This window comes from uncultured Eudoraea sp. (genome assembly GCF_947490415.1).
Classification (GTDB): Bacteria; Bacteroidota; Bacteroidia; order Flavobacteriales; family Flavobacteriaceae; genus Eudoraea.
The window spans coordinates 1-16,096 of record NZ_CANLGX010000008.1 but is presented as its reverse complement, the minus strand read 5'-3'; the positions used below and the strand labels follow the sequence as shown (position 1 = coordinate 16,096).

14 protein-coding genes and 1 tRNA gene are annotated in these 16,096 nt (G+C 36.9%); 9 read left to right on the top strand and 6 right to left on the bottom strand.

Annotated features, from left to right (window positions below; all coding sequences use genetic code 11):
* Positions 1-163: 163 nt before the first annotated feature.
* Positions 164-235 (bottom strand) — tRNA-Arg (locus Q0874_RS16205).
* Between the two features lie 189 nt (positions 236-424).
* Positions 425-943, bottom strand: a complete 519-nt coding sequence (locus tag Q0874_RS16200) for a peptide-methionine (S)-S-oxide reductase (protein WP_299164565.1) — start codon at positions 941-943, stop codon at positions 425-427.
* Positions 944-1,255: 312 nt separating this feature from the next.
* Between Q0874_RS16200 and Q0874_RS16195 the strand changes: the two genes are divergently transcribed.
* The gene (locus tag Q0874_RS16195) at positions 1,256-2,257 is read left to right on the top strand and encodes a DUF4421 family protein (RefSeq protein WP_299164564.1); all 1,002 of its coding nucleotides are present in this window, start codon (positions 1,256-1,258) and stop codon (positions 2,255-2,257) included.
* Positions 2,258-2,318: 61 nt separating this feature from the next.
* On the opposite strand, the gene Q0874_RS16190 is transcribed toward Q0874_RS16195, so the two are convergent.
* The gene (locus tag Q0874_RS16190) at positions 2,319-4,052 is read right to left on the bottom strand and encodes a carboxypeptidase-like regulatory domain-containing protein (protein ID WP_299164563.1); all 1,734 of its coding nucleotides are present in this window, start codon (positions 4,050-4,052) and stop codon (positions 2,319-2,321) included.
* Positions 4,053-4,355: 303 nt separating this feature from the next.
* Positions 4,356-5,159: a hypothetical protein gene (locus tag Q0874_RS16185; protein ID WP_299164562.1), complete on the bottom strand. Its 804-nt coding sequence runs from the start codon at positions 5,157-5,159 to the stop codon at positions 4,356-4,358.
* A 357-nt stretch (positions 5,160-5,516) separates the two neighbouring features.
* On the opposite strand from Q0874_RS16185, the gene Q0874_RS16180 reads away from it, so the two are divergent.
* The 3 genes from Q0874_RS16180 (at position 5,517) to Q0874_RS16170 (ending at position 10,350) form a co-directional block, all read left to right on the top strand.
* Positions 5,517-6,902 (top strand): alpha-L-fucosidase, encoded by a 1,386-nt coding sequence (locus Q0874_RS16180; protein ID WP_299164561.1) that lies wholly within the window; start codon positions 5,517-5,519, stop codon positions 6,900-6,902.
* A gap of 324 nt (positions 6,903-7,226) precedes the next feature.
* Positions 7,227-7,640 (top strand): hypothetical protein, encoded by a 414-nt coding sequence (locus Q0874_RS16175; RefSeq protein WP_299164560.1) that lies wholly within the window; start codon positions 7,227-7,229, stop codon positions 7,638-7,640.
* Between the two features lie 166 nt (positions 7,641-7,806).
* Positions 7,807-10,350 carry an adenosylcobalamin-dependent ribonucleoside-diphosphate reductase gene (locus Q0874_RS16170; protein WP_299164559.1) on the top strand — a complete coding sequence of 848 codons (2,544 nt, stop codon included), beginning with the start codon at positions 7,807-7,809 and terminating at the stop codon, positions 10,348-10,350.
* Between the two features lie 237 nt (positions 10,351-10,587).
* On the opposite strand, the gene Q0874_RS16165 is transcribed toward Q0874_RS16170, so the two are convergent.
* Positions 10,588-10,854 carry a hypothetical protein gene (locus Q0874_RS16165; RefSeq protein WP_299164558.1) on the bottom strand — a complete coding sequence of 89 codons (267 nt, stop codon included), beginning with the start codon at positions 10,852-10,854 and terminating at the stop codon, positions 10,588-10,590.
* A gap of 374 nt (positions 10,855-11,228) precedes the next feature.
* Positions 11,229-11,387 carry a GIY-YIG nuclease family protein gene (locus tag Q0874_RS17390; protein WP_367275456.1) on the bottom strand — a complete coding sequence of 53 codons (159 nt, stop codon included), beginning with the start codon at positions 11,385-11,387 and terminating at the stop codon, positions 11,229-11,231.
* 700 nt (positions 11,388-12,087) lie between these two features.
* On the opposite strand from Q0874_RS17390, the gene Q0874_RS16160 reads away from it, so the two are divergent.
* The 5 genes from Q0874_RS16160 to Q0874_RS16140 form a co-directional block, all read left to right on the top strand.
* Positions 12,088-13,041, top strand: a complete 954-nt coding sequence (locus tag Q0874_RS16160) for a proline iminopeptidase-family hydrolase (protein WP_299164557.1) — start codon at positions 12,088-12,090, stop codon at positions 13,039-13,041.
* 113 nt (positions 13,042-13,154) lie between these two features.
* Positions 13,155-13,928, top strand: a complete 774-nt coding sequence (locus Q0874_RS16155) for a DUF6090 family protein (protein WP_299164556.1) — start codon at positions 13,155-13,157, stop codon at positions 13,926-13,928.
* Positions 13,928-14,653, top strand: coding sequence for a DUF6090 family protein (locus Q0874_RS16150; RefSeq protein ID WP_299164555.1), 726 nt, complete (start codon positions 13,928-13,930; stop codon positions 14,651-14,653). Before Q0874_RS16155 ends, Q0874_RS16150 begins: the two co-directional genes overlap by 1 nt.
* 324 nt (positions 14,654-14,977) lie before the next feature.
* The gene (locus tag Q0874_RS16145; RefSeq protein ID WP_299164554.1) at positions 14,978-15,760 is read left to right on the top strand and encodes a DUF6090 family protein; all 783 of its coding nucleotides are present in this window, start codon (positions 14,978-14,980) and stop codon (positions 15,758-15,760) included.
* 136 nt (positions 15,761-15,896) lie between these two features.
* Positions 15,897-16,096 (top strand): DUF6090 family protein (locus tag Q0874_RS16140; protein WP_299164553.1); only part of this gene is annotated, 200 nt, incomplete at its 3' end.

Sequence of the window (16,096 nt, the reverse complement as noted above, 5' to 3'; positions counted from 1 at the left end):
ATTAGCTGCGCTGTTTCTGAGAAAGGCTCGCACTGAAAATACAGAAGCCCAACTGCACCCCAGTTGAATTTATTTTGGAACCAGACCTTAACGAAACAAGTCTCTCTCGGCCGGTACCAAAATAAAAGCCCTTGCTTTTGCAAAGGCCGGCTGTGCTTATCCGTAGCCTCACCAGGAATCGAACCTGGATCTAAAGTTTAGGAAACTTCTATTCTATCCGTTGAACTATGAGGCCAATTATAATCTGCGAATTTATAAATACTTTCTCTTATTCTTCCTGCAAGTTTAGGAAACTTCCCCCGATAGCTATCGGGGCTATCCGTTGAACTATGAGGCCAAATACTGCAATTCAAAAGTTTACAGGGGCACAAAAATAAGAATTTTTAATACGAACTAAGAAACCCCCATTTTATTTTTTAATCTTTTATTCTTCCACTGTTTTATGAGGGATCAGTGGGGGCTCTATAGCATTCTTGGGAAATCTTCTCAGAAGCATTTGTAATTTAGGGCCTATATAGGTCTTGCAAAAAGGCTTGTTTGGGTTTTTCAGATAGTAATTTTGAAATGGTTCCGGCGACATTTTAAAGTCTTTATAGCTATATATACCTGTTATAAGCATGTCCTGAAAATCTTTTTGAAGGCGTCTTAAAATCTGGTCTGCTTCTTTTTGCTGCCGCCCTGAAAAGGTATAAACAGCGGAACGGTATTTTTTGCGCATTGAATGATCAGAGGTGCTTTTGTGCGTATAGAGATGTACTTCTATCAGTTTTTTTAGAGAAATCTCTTCCGGGTCAAAATACAGTAGTATCGCTTCACTAAATTCCTCTGCCTCTAAAGCAGAAATCCATCCCTGCTCCACCATATTAACCCCTTTTAAGCTTTGAAATACCGCTTCTGTGCACCAATGGCAACCTCCCCCTAAACCAATTTTATCTATTTTCATTTTAGCCTAAATCCTTATTCGACAAAAGTAGGAAACTATACCAGGTCAGTCCCTTTAAGTACATTTCTTAAGACGTTACTAACATAAAATGACCATAACTTATATAATTGCAGATAACTGTCTATCTTACTATTTCAAATTCCTGGAATATACCATGAGAATGATAAGATCCATAAAAAATGCCAATTTCTTTTCGGTATCTTTGAATGTAAATTACAGGACATCCCGGATTGTTAAATGGAAGGTAATTGCAAAATACAACAGACAAGTTTCTTTTCGAGATTTATAAGTTTCAAAATTACAATCGAAGAGGTGACTGGTTTTTTTGCAAAAAAGGGACTTTTACTTCTTCTTTTTTTATTGATAAATTCACTTTGCTCAGCCCAGGATTTATATGTTAAGGATTCGACCAAAACAAAAAGCCTGATAGATTCATTGCTTATAGATAAAGACCTTAGAAACTGGTCTGTTAGACTCTTCGGAGATATTAAAGCACATGGGTTCAAATTGTCTAACAATGAGGCCGCTCTGAGATATATTCCGAATAACTTGTTTGGTGTAGGTGTAGGATTAGCCACACGAAAGCTAATCCTGGATTTAACATTTAATATAAAGGATAAAAACACTGAAAATACGAATCGTTTTGACTTTCGGGGTGGATTTATATTTAATAAAAGTATTTTCGATTTTTATTTTCAGATCTATGATGGATTTAATGTTGAAAATTCTATAAATAATACGACCGTCTTCAGGGAAGATATAAAATCAATTGCCGGAGGCATTGATTATTTATACCTTTTCAATGCCGGTGAATACAATCAGACATTGTTAAGATCAGGCCTTAAAGATCAAAAACAGAACATATTTTCTTTTGGAATAGGAGGCTTCCTGGTATATAATCAGATCTCGGCAGATAACACTATTGTACCCCAGGAGTTTTTCCCTTATTTCAACGAGCAAGCCAGATTAACAAACTTAACTAATTACGGCATAGGCGTATTGGGTGGTTTGGTCAGCCTCTTTAAACTCCCCTCAAACTTTTATATTGGGATTAGTGCAAAAGCAGGTATTGGCCTGACTATTAAAAATGCAGAGACAGAGACCTTATCCTATAATCCCAGCAATCCTATGCTTTATAAATTAAATGGGTCCGTGCTTTTTGGATATAATTGGAACCGTTTTTACTCCAATATCAGCCTCGGGGCTGCTACCAACTTGTCCAATATTGATTTTGGAAATAATGCTGCTTTTACTCTTCTAAGTGGAAAGCTCGCCCTGGGCTATAGAATAAAGAGCAACAAAAAGTCTCTTTAATGTAGATTCCTCGTGAATTAAATTAAAATTTCATTCGCATAATTTCGATAAAACAAGCTATTTAATTAGTGGATAGCGTAACTAAATTATCAAAATCGGTTAATTTCTGATTTACATTTTTCACTGCCAAACGAAAGACAGAAACATGAGTTTTTTGAGAAGGCGTATTATAATTTGTGAATTTGGTTAATTTCATATAAACCGGAGATAATTTTTTATTTCCCTTATAATTAACATTTATCTGCCACTTTCCCGGTAACGACCCATCAACAAAGAATTCTTCAGAAGAATACCCAATGGTTTTCTCGTCCTTAACCCGTTCGGCAGCACTCTCCAATGTATGTTCCCAGATAAAATTATTTTTTTTTGGATTCACAAATTCCAAATCAAATTCTGCCTCACTGTCATTCCATTCAAAAAATAACCTGGTTTCGCCTTTATTCTTAGTATAATTATTAAATCCAATTACATTAGAATCGTCCATAAACTTTTTGCCATGAAGCACAAAAAGGTTATTCATTTCTCCATCTATTACCGTTTGAATCGCTGAATTATCATCAGAGAAAATACCTTCATTAATTAAATATTGATAGCGAATATAGATGCTTGCAGCTTTTCTGTAATCTCCAATTGTTCTATAGCTATTTGCCATATCCCTGTAGGATTGCATAAATTCCGGCCTTAAAATAAATATCTTTTTATACAATTCTTTGGCCTTATCGTGCTCTTTGGTATAATCCAGGGCAAATGCCATCGCTTTGGCATAAATAGGATTACTTTCAACAACCTTCATATTGTTCTCCAAAATTAGTTTTGCAAAAACTTCATCACCGGAATCGTGGAAAAATAGATAGGTATCAATAATATAATATGGGTCGTTTGCATATCTCGACAAATATTTTTGATAAACTTCTCTGGCAGCAAGATTTTCTTTGCATGTATATAATTCCTTCAAATAACTAGTGGCATTACTCCGATTTTCAGTAATCGCATCATTATTATAGATATTATTGCGCAGTCGTGCCTTGTCATAGTTTTTATTGGTTTCAGAACCCCGTCTAATTGGAGAGCCAATGGTATTTATGACCACCACGCCACCTCTGGCAATACTACCATATCTTACCGTACCTGCTAATCCTGATATTATTGCTACCCGGTCAATATTTTCCACTGTTAAAAAAGGAAGAGTTCTTAAGACCATTCCGTCTACATCATAAATTGCAGGAATTGCTCTACCCTTTAGTTGAGGAGCCCCTCCCCTAATATAAACTTCACCTCCCAGGCTATATACCCCGGCCGCTCTTCCCTTCAATGCGGTTATTACATCTATTGCGCCCGGATTTAAATCGTTGCCATCTACCAATTTAATAGAATATCCTACTCGGTTTGCGTCCAGATAACCAAAGGCTGTACTCAGGATATTCTTATTAACCCCATATTGTAATCTTAAATAATCCTGATTATTGACATTATTTTTTGCAACTACAACTTCTTTTAGTGCTTCGATGTTCATTTTCATTTCGATGTTTAATCTAGTAGTAACATCTTCCACCACTATTTCTACATTTTGCATTCCGGCATAATTGAAAACCAATACATCATATGGTTTAGCAGTTATAAAATATTTACCATTCTCGTCCGTAAACGTCTCTTTAAAGCTATTCTGAACTTGAACAGATACATTTTGGATTGGTGAGTTTCCTATGGTCACAACCCCCGAAATTTCATTAAGTCTATCTATACCATATGCCTGTAACGAAAAAATTATAGCGATAAGAACAAAAATCTTCTTCATAATACCCACATTATCTATTTTGAAACCCTACTACTAAATATAAAAAATATAAAGGAGTTTGCCAAAGCAGCTCACCTAGCTACTAAGGTCTAACATTACGTCTGTTCCCCCTAATAACCAATAAAGGCCTACCTATTAAAACCACCTGCCTGTATAACAAAAAATCCAACCTGTTTAAGATTGGATTTTTCTCTTCTTAATTTATAAGAACAAATTATTATTACGATAATTGTATTTTTAATCAAGAAGTTTCGATATTACAAAAACCAAAACGCGTCAAGGCCTTACCTAAACCAGATTTATCTACTGATCCCAAGCGGTCTTCAACTGTCCTTCTGCATCGAGCCACATCACTTTTTGCCATACGACCGATTTGTAAAAATTTCCATCGGGTAAATACTTATTAACCTCATCCATGCCCTCTTGAGGCCAGTTAGGCTCAGTATTCCAGCTATTGAATACGTCGCTGTAATTCTTGAAGGCATCCACCGTATAACAATTCCAGCTATAACCACTTCCAGTTGGACTCAAGACAGTAGCCGCATACCAGAATACCTGTTTGGTATTCTTCGCGCTTATGTTCTCTTCAAAGAAAGGTTTAAAATGCTTTTCCTGCCCGGCCAGAAATTGTGCGACATCACTTGCCTTGGCATAATTGTGAACCAGATAATTCCAATCACCCTCGTTTCCCATATTAACAGAAGACGTACGCCGCAGAAGCACCTCACCTACTCTGTATTTTTTTTGTTTCAAACGTTCGTCAATCATGGCAAGTTTTTGTTTATCCATGCTGCTCCTGACTTCCTTTTCTGCCTGCGGCCAGGCCTCAGTCATTTTATCTCTGTTTTCTAAAGAACCAATCCCGTAGAAAAAATAGATGTTTGGCTCCGAGGCCAAACCATTTACCCTTTGGCACATGGTCCAGCCCGTAATTGTTCCCTTTTTTATAAGGTTAGCGTGTATTTTGGACCAATACATGGCCTCATTGCCCATGAAAGTCCTTAATTCCTCTTCGGGCACATTCCTGTAGTCATAAGCAAATACTTGTTGTTGGGCATTGATTTGCCAAAAAATGCAGAACACCATAGCCGATAAAACTGTTTTCATAATTAATTAGGATTTATAGTTAGTTATATTTGAATCTGCCAGAGGCAGAATAGACAAGGTATGCCTTTTATTGTGCTCGCCAGTGACAAAAAGGACGAACAGCTTCTCTCAGTGTCCGGAGATGCTATTTTAATTATCAGGGTGAAATACTTACTCCCCTTTTTTATATAGTTTTTGATTCTTATGGAAGCAAAAAAGTATAGTTATAAGTGTTCTTAGAAGTTGATAATCATCAAAATAAACTTTAGCTTTGATTACTTCAGTGTAAAATATTTTTGGATGATAGTACGTGTTTTAAAATGCAGCTGTAAAACAAAAAAATTACTTTATTCAATACTTTTTTTTAGCATTTTGGCGATGTCTTCCTGCAAGGAGCAACCTAAAGAAAGTGAATCCGTTAAAGAGGTTGCTGCTATCAATTATCTGGAAGAATCAACCGAATCTTTTGACGAACGCATGAGGTGGTGGCGCGATGCCCGTTTTGGAATGTTTATCCATTGGGGGCCTTACTCAGTGCCTGCCGGAATTTATAATGGCAAAGAAGTTAATAGTACCGGCGAATGGATAATGAATACCGCTCCAATTCCCATCTCGGAATATGAAGAATATGCAAAGCAGTTCGATCCCCAGAAATTCGACGCAAAAAAATGGGCCCGGACAATGAAGGAAGCAGGCATGAAATATGTGGTGATCACCTCCAAACACCATGATGGTTTTGGCCTATGGGATTCAAAAGTATCTGATTATGACATTGTGGATTTCTCCCCTTATAGCCAGGATATACTAAAGGCACTTTCTGAAGCGTGTAAAGAGGAGGGCATCAGGTTTGGAGTTTACCATTCCATAATGGATTGGCACCACCCACAAGCCCAGGGGCTTAACTATCCGGAATATAACACACAGGATTCACTAAAGATGAATTCCCGGTTCCCGGAGTATTACAACAACTATTTAAAGCCACAAGTAACAGAACTTTTAGAAAACTACGACCCTGAAATTATTTGGTTCGACGGGGAATGGATACACGAATATACCCATGAAATGGGGCAGGAAATGTACCAATATCTTAGGGAGTTGAAACCGAGTGTAATAATCAATAATCGGGTAGATAAAGGAAGACAGGGAATGCAGGGAATGAATAAGGAAGATGATGATTATGCTGGCGATTTTGGCACTCCGGAGCAGGAGATATTGGAAGGAGCTGCCAATGTGGATTGGGAGTCCTGTATGACCATGAACGACACCTGGGGCTATAAATTGAACGACCATAACTGGAAATCTGCAGAGGTGTTGATACATAATTTGATAGATGTAGCATCTAAAGGGGGCAATTATCTTTTAAATGTGGGGCCCACTTCCGAAGGCGAAATCCCTGAACCTAGTTTGGAAAGACTACAAGAGATGGGTAACTGGCTTCGGACCAATGGCGAAGTGGTATATGGAACAGAAAAACTAAAAGCACATTTTAAGCAAGGCGACGACTTACGCTTTACAAAAAAAAGAGAAGAACAGATTATTTATGCCATTTCTTTAAAAGCGCCAAAAAAGGATCTTGTTTTAAAATTCGTGAAACCCCTCGAAGGGAGCAAAATAGAACTAATTGGATCTGATATCCCTCTTAATTACACTTATTCAGAAGAGGAAGGGCTTATAATAAATATCCCTGAAGAAGCCCTCAGTGCCACCGGCAACAAATATGCATGGAGCTTTAAAATAAATGGTGTTGAGAGAATTGGAAAATGAACCCTGGTTGAATTGTACAAATAAAAGCCAAATAAGTATTTATCTTCCCGGGCTTTGAATGCCTCAAACTTCTGAGAATGGCAAAGTGTTAAATTGGTCTATCACATAAATTTATCAAACATTTGGGTTCTTTCGGCATCGGAATGTGCCGGATCACGATGCACAAACAATAGGTGTTTGGCCTCCGTCCTTGAACAGAACTCCACCCCCGGCATGCACGTTTAAACAACTGTGTTAGGACACAACATGATGATTATCATTGCGCAGCAGGCATTAATAAATTAATTTATTAGCTAAATTAACTATATAAAGTATTTGGCAAGTATGGAAAATATTTTAGATCAATTAAGAAAGGAATTGACGAGCCAGCTCACATTTCACATGCGTAATTTCCTTGACCAAAGAGATCCCCGTGTTGGGGACAAAATATCTTTTGAAATCTGGGCTATTAACCAATCTGATATGGAATTAAGAGATTTAAGAGGCGTTATAAATCCTGGTAAAGCGACAAATTTCAGCCCATGTACATTCAAAGTTCCATTTTTACGCGCGAAGGGTAAATTGAAAATAAAAGAATTAAAAAACATTGAAATCACTGCTAATCCGGATGATATTGTGCTGGGGGCCCTGATTTTGGATAGTATAGCTGATATTAAAGTTGAATGGAAGGCTGAACTATCTTCCATGAAACTTAAGCATGATAAGAAAGTATTATTTAAAAAAGTCATCCCTGCCTGATTTTATTGGCCGGACTTCTTCTTTTTAATATTTAATTAAAACAAAAGGCAGATCCCTTTTTGATTTGTTTTCACCCTGTATGCTTTATGATTTTTATCATAGAATAGCTTTTCAGATAGTCCCAATTTTACTTCTTCATCAATAACCTCCTATAGAAAAATTCTACATGTCCTTAAAAATTATGCCTCCCAAAAGAAAATCTTATTCCCAGGAAGAAGCGTTTCAATCTAGTTTAACCTATTTTGATGGAGACGATCTTGCTACGAGAGTCTGGATAAGCAAATATGCCCTCAAAGATTCGGAGGGAAATCTCTATGAGATTAATCCGAATGATATGCATAGAAGGATAGCAAAAGAAATAGCTCGTGTGGAACAAAAATATCCCAATCCACTTACCGAAGCAGAGATTTTTGATCTGATTAAAAACTTCAAATATATTGTCCCGCAAGGAAGTCCCATGGCAGGTATTGGAAATCCATTTCAAATTGCATCATTATCCAACTGTTTTGTGATTGGGAACGAAGGTAATTCTGATTCCTATGGAGGCATTATGAAAATTGACCAGGAACAGGTACAATTAATGAAACGACGTGGCGGTGTTGGCCATGACCTATCGCACATTAGGCCAAAAGGATCTTCTGTTAAAAATTCTGCTTTAACCTCAACGGGCCTGGTACCATTTATGGAGCGTTATTCCAATTCTACGCGCGAGGTAGCACAGGATGGGCGCAGGGGAGCACTAATGTTATCGGTTTCAATTAACCATCCGGATGCTGAAGATTTTATCGATGCTAAAATGGAACAGGGAAAAGTCACAGCAGCCAATGTATCTGTTCGGATTGATGATGATTTTATGAAAGCTGTCGAAAACAACAATTCCTATATCCAAAAGTTCCCGGTTCACAGTAACAAACCTAAGTTTTCAAAAGTCATAGATGCCAAAACCTTATGGAATAAAATTGTGCATAATGCCTGGCAATCTGCAGAACCTGGAATCTTGTTTTGGGATACAATTATCAAAGAGTCGGTACCTGATTGTTATGCCGACCTTGGTTACAAAACGGTTTCTACCAACCCATGTGGGGAAATCCCTTTATGCCCATATGATTCTTGCAGATTATTGGCCATCAACCTATTCTCTTACGTGGAAGACCCATTCAGGAGTACTGCAAACTTTAACTTCCCCTTATTCAAAAAACATATAGCCGCCGCCCAACGGATCATGGACGATATCATTGACCTGGAACTTGAAAAAATAAATGCCATTTTAGGAAAAATAAAATCGGATCCGGAATTAGAGGACACTAAAGCTGTGGAGGTACAATTATGGGAAAAAATTAAAGAGAAAGCGATACAGGGCAGGCGAACAGGAATTGGCATTACCGCAGAAGGAGATATGCTAGCCGCATTGGGGTTGCGATATGGAAGTAAGGAAGCGAATGAATTTTCAATTGAAGTACATAAAACGCTTGCGTTGGAGGCTTATAGAGCGTCCGTTCATACTGCCAAAGATCGTGGAGCCTTTGAAATTTACGATGCTAATAGAGAAAAAGAAAACCCTTTTATTCTTCGAATAAAAGAAGCTGATGAAAAATTATATTACGAAATGCTGGAATACGGTCGAAGAAATATTGCCTTATTGACCATTGCCCCTACCGGCACAACAAGTTTAATGACCCAAACTACTTCTGGTATTGAGCCCGTTTTTCTCCCGGTATACAAACGGAGGAGAAAAGTTAATCCCAACGATATCGATAGTAAGGTAGCTTTTATTGATGAAGTGGGTGATTCATGGGAAGAATATGTAGTATTTCACCATAGGTTTAAACAATGGATGCGTGTAAATGGCTTGGATACTGAAAAAAAATACGATCAGGAAGAGCTCGATAAAATTGTGGCCATATCCCCCTATTATAAAGCTACTTCAAATGATATAGACTGGTTGAGTAAAGTTCGTTTACAAGGTGCCGTTCAGAAATGGGTGGACCATTCTATAAGTGTTACTATAAATCTTCCTAATGAAGTCTCAGAAGAGATGGTGGGCAAGTTGTATATGGAAGCATGGAAAGCTGGTTGTAAAGGAGTTACTGTGTATCGTGATGGGTCAAGATCAGGAGTGCTGCTATCCAATGAAAGTGAGACTGAAGAAACGCTTACTGCCTTTCCTACCAAACGACCTCAGGTTGTGGAGGCAGATGTGGTGCGTTTTCAAAACAACAAGGAAAAATGGATTGCTTTTATTGGTTTAATTGATGAGCAACCCTATGAAATTTTTACAGGTCTGGCAGACGATGAAGACGGAATTTTAATCCCGCGCTGGGTCAATGATGGTTTGATTATAAAGAACAGGGATGAAGATGGTACCTCCCGTTATGATTTTCAATACAAAAACAAAAGAGGTTATAAGACCACCATTGAAGGCCTTTCGCATAAGTTCAATCCGGAATATTGGAACTACGCTAAACTTATTTCCAGCACATTGAGGCATGGTATGCCCATTGTAAAAGTTGTTGACCTCATCAACAGTCTGCAGTTGGAAGGCGAATCATTAAATACCTGGAAAAATGGGGTAGCCCGGGCGTTAAAAAGATTTGTTACCGATGGTACCGAGGCAAAAGGGCAAAAATGCGATAATTGCAGATCCACTAATCTAATTTACCAGGAAGGATGTCTGACCTGTAAGGATTGCGGTTCGTCCAAATGTGGATAAATCTTTAGTATTATAGCTTTTCTCTTCTCAAGGCTTCCTGTATAGGGTGGAAATATTCAAGGAAAATCTATCGAAATGATATATCACAATTTATAAATCCGTGCTGAAAAGGATAAGTGCTAAAAACAAAAAGTCCAGTATTTTACTGGACTTTTATCTCTGTTTCACTATAAAGCAGAACTAAATTCACTTTACAGTGATGAAGTGAGCTTGCTCTACTTCAGCGCTCTTTTTCTATTAGTTACACGAAGCCCCCAATAATTCGAAGGCCGCTATAAATTGATCAAAAGTGGCATCCCCTAATTCTTCTGTTTGCTCTACCCCATCAGTTGTTACTGTAACAGTACCATCTCCGTTGTCACAGTATTCAGAAACTACTACTTGCTCCAAAATCGTAAGGGAACATGTTTCACAGTTATTAATTACCTCATCATTATCATCACTCCCACAGGAAATAAATCCTAAGACTCCTATAGCTAAAATTGCGATCTTAATTCTTTTCATAACATTATTTGTTTTTAAATTTTGGTTGATATGGGTTATTCACTTTTATAATAACCTCAAAATGAACAATATATTATGTCTGTCAGTAGATATCACAAAAAACAATCCAACATTTCCACCGGACTTTTATCTCTGTTACCTAGATTTCTAAAGACCGGATACATAAACTTGACGACCTTCATTTTACGTCAAAAATAGAGGTAGTTGTAAACATTAGAAACAAAAAAGCCACTCACTTTCGTGAATGGCTTTGGTTATCTTGGATAGTTGACTTTTAGAAGTGTTTTTCGAATTATTAGTTTCAACATTCTCTTCCCTTGGGTGGTTTTGAAATATGATTCCCGGCGAATAGCGTCTTTTTTAATCAGAAAAAACTAACAATAGATTAGTTTAAGTGGCCTTCTTTTGGAAGTGCTTATAGTTTTTCCGGCATTATGATTTTGTATTCTTTGTTCCAGATTGGTTGTAAATCCATGATAAAGTAGAAGGTCCCTTTGGCTTTGAAGCACATAAACGCAGTAAGGAAGAATCATGCCCTTAAAATAACTCTTATCAATGCATAGTATATGCATGAAAAGAAAAAACCCATGCGTTATGCATGGGTTTTGTTATTGATGGCTATGAAGTAGAACAAAGTTCACTACATAGCCATAAAGCGAGCTCGTCTCAGCTTTATGGCTGCCCCTCTTGCGCTTCTCGCCCAGAATTTTCTCATGAAAAAAGCCACTCACTTTCGTGAATGGCTTTGGTGTTGCGATGAAGTGAGCTCCGCTCTACTTCGGCGCTCCCCCTGCTGTACTATTCTCGAACCAATTTCAGGAAGATCTAAAGAAACTTTGTAATATAGTGGATTTTGCTGACCTGTACCGATCGGAGAGTCTTAGTGTTTATGGGTGATTACATCCCATAGTAGTATTGAACACATAAAAGCACCAATAATAGAAGAAGAATATCACGATTGTCCATTTTAAGTTACTTTCCATATTACCAATCAACTTAATGCATTATATCATCGGAACAGGTCTATCTGCCATATTCAATAATTCCTTACCTTAGGAAGAACAACCAACTACTTCCAATGATCAACTTCTTTAGAAAAATCCGTAGAAAACTTGCAGATGATAGCAAGCCCTGGAAACGATTTTTATACAAGAACCTTTAGCGGTTATCAATTCGTAAATACAAAAATTGATAAATCTCTGGTAAGTATCTAAACCGTTCAAAACTATAAATATGAAGAACAATTCAAACTATTATATCCTGATACTACTTTTAATTTCCAGTTGTACTTTTAATTCTAAACAATCTAACCCGTTTCTCCAGCAAGGGGAAGGGTTTGTAGAAGTAGAAGGCGGGAAAATTTGGTACGGAATAATGGGTGATGGTGATAATACACCTTTGCTCTGTTTACATGGCGGGCCAGGAGGTACAAGTAAGAGTTATTATAATTTATCCGAAATATCGAAAGAGCGTCCGGTAATCCTATTCGACCAATTAGGAACAGGACGATCGGATCATCATCAGGATACAACTTTACTAAAAGTAGAAATGTTCGTTAAGCAAGTGAAAGCGATTAAATCGGAGTTAAAATTGAATGATTTCTATTTGTTGGGTAGTTCTTGGGGGGCAGCGTTAGCACTTGAATATTACACGCACCATCCAGAAGGAATAAAAGGAATTATATTTAATAGCCCATATTTTAGCACTCCTATTTGGACAGAAGATGCGGCAAAACTTGTAGCAGGACTTCCAGATTCTATCCAAACAGCAATTCATATGGCTGAAAGAGATAGTGTCTTTGATACCGATTCTTATATCGCTGCCAATAGCTTCTTTGCAAGCAAGCACGGCCGAAGAAAAGAACTTGTCAAACATCCATATGACACTGTGGAGTCGAACAGAAATACCTTTATTTATAATTATATGTGGGGGCCAAGTGAATTCACAGCAACAGGCACACTGAGGAATTACGATAACGTTCAAAGCCTCAAAAAAGTCAAAGTACCAGCATTGTTCACAACAGGTGAATTTGACGAAGCTATTCCAGAGACAGTTAATAAGCTAAGTCATATGGTGAATGATTCCAGATTTGTAATCATAACGGATGCAGGGCATTTTTCCCTTAATGATAACAGAGAAGCAGTGGTAGGAGCGATACAAGAATTTTTTGAGGATCAAAATAAATAAATACAGAAAAATAGAACAACCGCTGACAATGGCTATAATTCCTTACCTTAGGAAGAACAACCAACTGCTTCTTTTCTATGATTAAGTTCTTTAGAAAAATACGATACAACCTTATGGAAACAGGCAAAACAGCTAAATACCTTAAATATGCCATCGGAGAAATACTACTTGTCGTTATTGGGATATTGATTGCTTTACAGATCAATAATTGGAATGAGAAGCGACAAGAGGATGAAAAAATTAAATTACAGCTCACCAATTTACTGAGGGATATGAATGGCGACAGGTTAGGTTTACTGGCGCTACGTAGCTTTCACGCTTTTCGGGTTCATACTTCTATTTATCTGCTAAATCAAAATGGTATTTCAGAGAACATTATTACCTTCCCTGAGGCTGGTCCAATCCCAAAGTTAGCTTCAGATGGATTATATGGTGGACCTATACCGGATTCTTCAGACAAAGCCTTTATTATCAGAGGATTTTCTTGGCTTTTAAGAAATAACTATAGAAAACCCTTTATAGATGCCCTTGATGAATTCAAAAACACCGGATTATATGCCGAATTTGAGAATCAGGAAATCAAAAATGAACTTCGTTATTACTACTTTGTTTACAATTTTTCTTTCCCTACTGAAGATACGGGAGAATCAAGCCCAACGACTCTTTTGAAAAACTCTCTTCTTTCTGAAGGTTATTCTTATACAGATGTTTATCTTCTGGAAGATCCCTTAGAAATACTACTTTCTAACCCAACTAACGTGGCATTACTCAAAACCATTATTGATGAATCAACATATAGATCAAACCAAGCCAACTTGTTGGTTGAAATGTTGGATAGTTTAATTCTGAAAATAGAAAATGAAATTGAGAATTATTCTAAAAACTAATGCTTCGCTTCTTCCGCCAAATAAGACAAAGACTCCTTGCTGATAATAAAATGAGCAAGTACCTGCTGTATGCCGTTGGGGAGATTATATTGGTCGTTATTGGTATTCTGTTTGCATTGCAGATCAATAACTGGAATGAGTACCGCAAAGAAAGGATTGTTGAGAGAGAAATTTTGCAGAATATGGTTGAAAGCCTGGAGTCCACAATCCAGAAAATGCAGACCCATATAGATGCGAATGAATATTGCGATAGGGCAAGTGATATCATCCTAAATACCGTTGAGAATAAATTGACTTATAACGATTCACTTAATAAATACTTTGGTTGGTCACTATCCTTGGAGGATCCCGGCAGCATGATCTCGTTTGTTGGGTATGAATCCTTAAAACATGTCGGGGTTGAGATTATCCTTAATAAGAACCTGAGGAAGGAAATTATCAATCTTTTTGAGGAGACAGTTCAAGTGCCCCTGACCAGAAAGGAGAGGATGATGAAATACAATATGGATTTGGTCAGGTTGCGCCAGAAATATTTTCTTCGGGAGGAAAATTTCAATTTTTCTCCTTTTGATTTTGAAAAATTAATGGAGGACAAGATTTATTATAGTTGGTTGCGTACCATTAAGAATTCCAGGAATTGGTTCAACATTTCGATTGAGGAAAGTCTTGAAGAAACCCAAAGAGTTCTTCAAATTATAACTAACGAATTAAAAAAATCTGATTGATTGTGTGAAAGTGTTAAATATGGTATTAGAAAATGAACGAAAGGCCTACATGAAAACAATTCCATATCGTAGTCTAAATGTTTTGTGATTTAGTGTTAATCGTCATCCAAGAATAATTTTCAAGAACTAAAGAATGATTATACGAACTATGATACTTTATGTGAATCTCTGTCATTACAACATACCCTTGCAAATCGATATCCGGATATTGTAAAAAGATTCCTTGCTTTGAATGTTCATATTAATGAAATCATACCATAATTGGTTAACCTGACTTATTTACAATTCCTTACCTTAGAATAAACTAACTTAACTATTTTTCTGATGCTTACTTTTTTTCGTAGAATCCGCAAAAAACTGGCCGACGATAACAAGCCCATAAAATACATAAGGTATGCCATTGGTGAGATTTTGTTGGTGGTGATTGGGATACTTATAGCCCTGCAAATAAATAGTTGGAATGCGGATCGAATTAACAACCAAAAAGAAAGAGAATACATTATCCGCTTAACTAATGAAGTGAAGGGTGAGGTTAATTATTTGAAAGATCTTAGAGACATTTTTTTGGATAGAAGCATAGGACTTAATAGGATTATTGAACAATGGCAATCTGGCAATTCAGTTGTAGAGGATACAACCCAATACTTACAAGATTATTCATATGGTTCAGGTTTAGATCCTTGGTATAGAGAACCTATAACATGGACACAACTTCAACAATCCGGCGATCTTAATTTGTTGAAGGATAAAAACCTTACTGATGACTTGTTTGTATTTTATAGCGAAGTCAATAAACTGGGGGATAACTATTTATTAAATCCTATGAATGAATTTGTAAATACCAGGGAGAAACTGAATGTTCCTTTAATAAATGATGGAGGAGTTATCATCATTTTTAAATTTGTAGGCGCATTAAATGTAAAGAAAGAGAAGATTCAAATTAATAAAGAAATATTTAATAAGATTTGGAATTATCGGGAGGAATTACTGCCGTCATTTGTAAGGGTTTCAGGAATATGCCAGTTTCAGGTAGTCAAACTACAAGAGGTCATTGAAACTGGAGAAGTTTTATTAAAAAAATTGGAAACCTCCCTATCCCCTAATTAAAGGATATTTTTGTGTTTATTTTTTAAATTATATCTAAAATGATCAACTTCTTTAGAGGACCGAACGATAAGCAAAGGTCTGGTAGACCTTTGATAGTGAGGAGCCAGATGGTGCGTGGGCAATTTAAATAATAACTATGATCAAATTTTTTAGACATATTCGCCAAAGACTACTGACCGAAAACAAGGTAAGCAAATACATGTTTTATGCCATAGGGGAAATTGTACTAGTGGTGATTGGAATTCTGATTGCGTTGAGTATTAATAATTGGAATGACTACAGAAAAGACAGGATTGAAGAGAAAAACCTATATAAAACCTTAATTAGAAGTCTGAA

Excerpts from the sequence above, each read along its gene's own strand:
- Q0874_RS16200 (WP_299164565.1), bottom strand. The coding sequence starts at position 943 with ATGAAAATAGATAAAATTGGTTTAGGGGGAGGTTGCCATTGGTGCACA.
- Q0874_RS16190 (WP_299164563.1), bottom strand. The coding sequence starts at position 4,052 with ATGAAGAAGATTTTTGTTCTTATCGCTATAATTTTTTCGTTACAGGCA.
- Q0874_RS16185 (WP_299164562.1), bottom strand. The coding sequence starts at position 5,159 with ATGAAAACAGTTTTATCGGCTATGGTGTTCTGCATTTTTTGGCAAATC.
- Q0874_RS16180 (WP_299164561.1), top strand. The coding sequence starts at position 5,517 with ATGTCTTCCTGCAAGGAGCAACCTAAAGAAAGTGAATCCGTTAAAGAG.
- Q0874_RS16175 (WP_299164560.1), top strand. The coding sequence starts at position 7,227 with ATGGAAAATATTTTAGATCAATTAAGAAAGGAATTGACGAGCCAGCTC.
- Q0874_RS16170 (WP_299164559.1), top strand. The coding sequence starts at position 7,807 with ATGTCCTTAAAAATTATGCCTCCCAAAAGAAAATCTTATTCCCAGGAA.
- Q0874_RS16165 (WP_299164558.1), bottom strand. The coding sequence starts at position 10,854 with ATGAAAAGAATTAAGATCGCAATTTTAGCTATAGGAGTCTTAGGATTT.
- Q0874_RS17390 (WP_367275456.1), bottom strand. The coding sequence starts at position 11,387 with ATGATTCTTCCTTACTGCGTTTATGTGCTTCAAAGCCAAAGGGACCTT.
- Q0874_RS16160 (WP_299164557.1), top strand. The coding sequence starts at position 12,088 with ATGAAGAACAATTCAAACTATTATATCCTGATACTACTTTTAATTTCC.
- Q0874_RS16155 (WP_299164556.1), top strand. The coding sequence starts at position 13,155 with ATGGAAACAGGCAAAACAGCTAAATACCTTAAATATGCCATCGGAGAA.
- Q0874_RS16150 (WP_299164555.1), top strand. The coding sequence starts at position 13,928 with ATGCTTCGCTTCTTCCGCCAAATAAGACAAAGACTCCTTGCTGATAAT.
- Q0874_RS16145 (WP_299164554.1), top strand. The coding sequence starts at position 14,978 with ATGCTTACTTTTTTTCGTAGAATCCGCAAAAAACTGGCCGACGATAAC.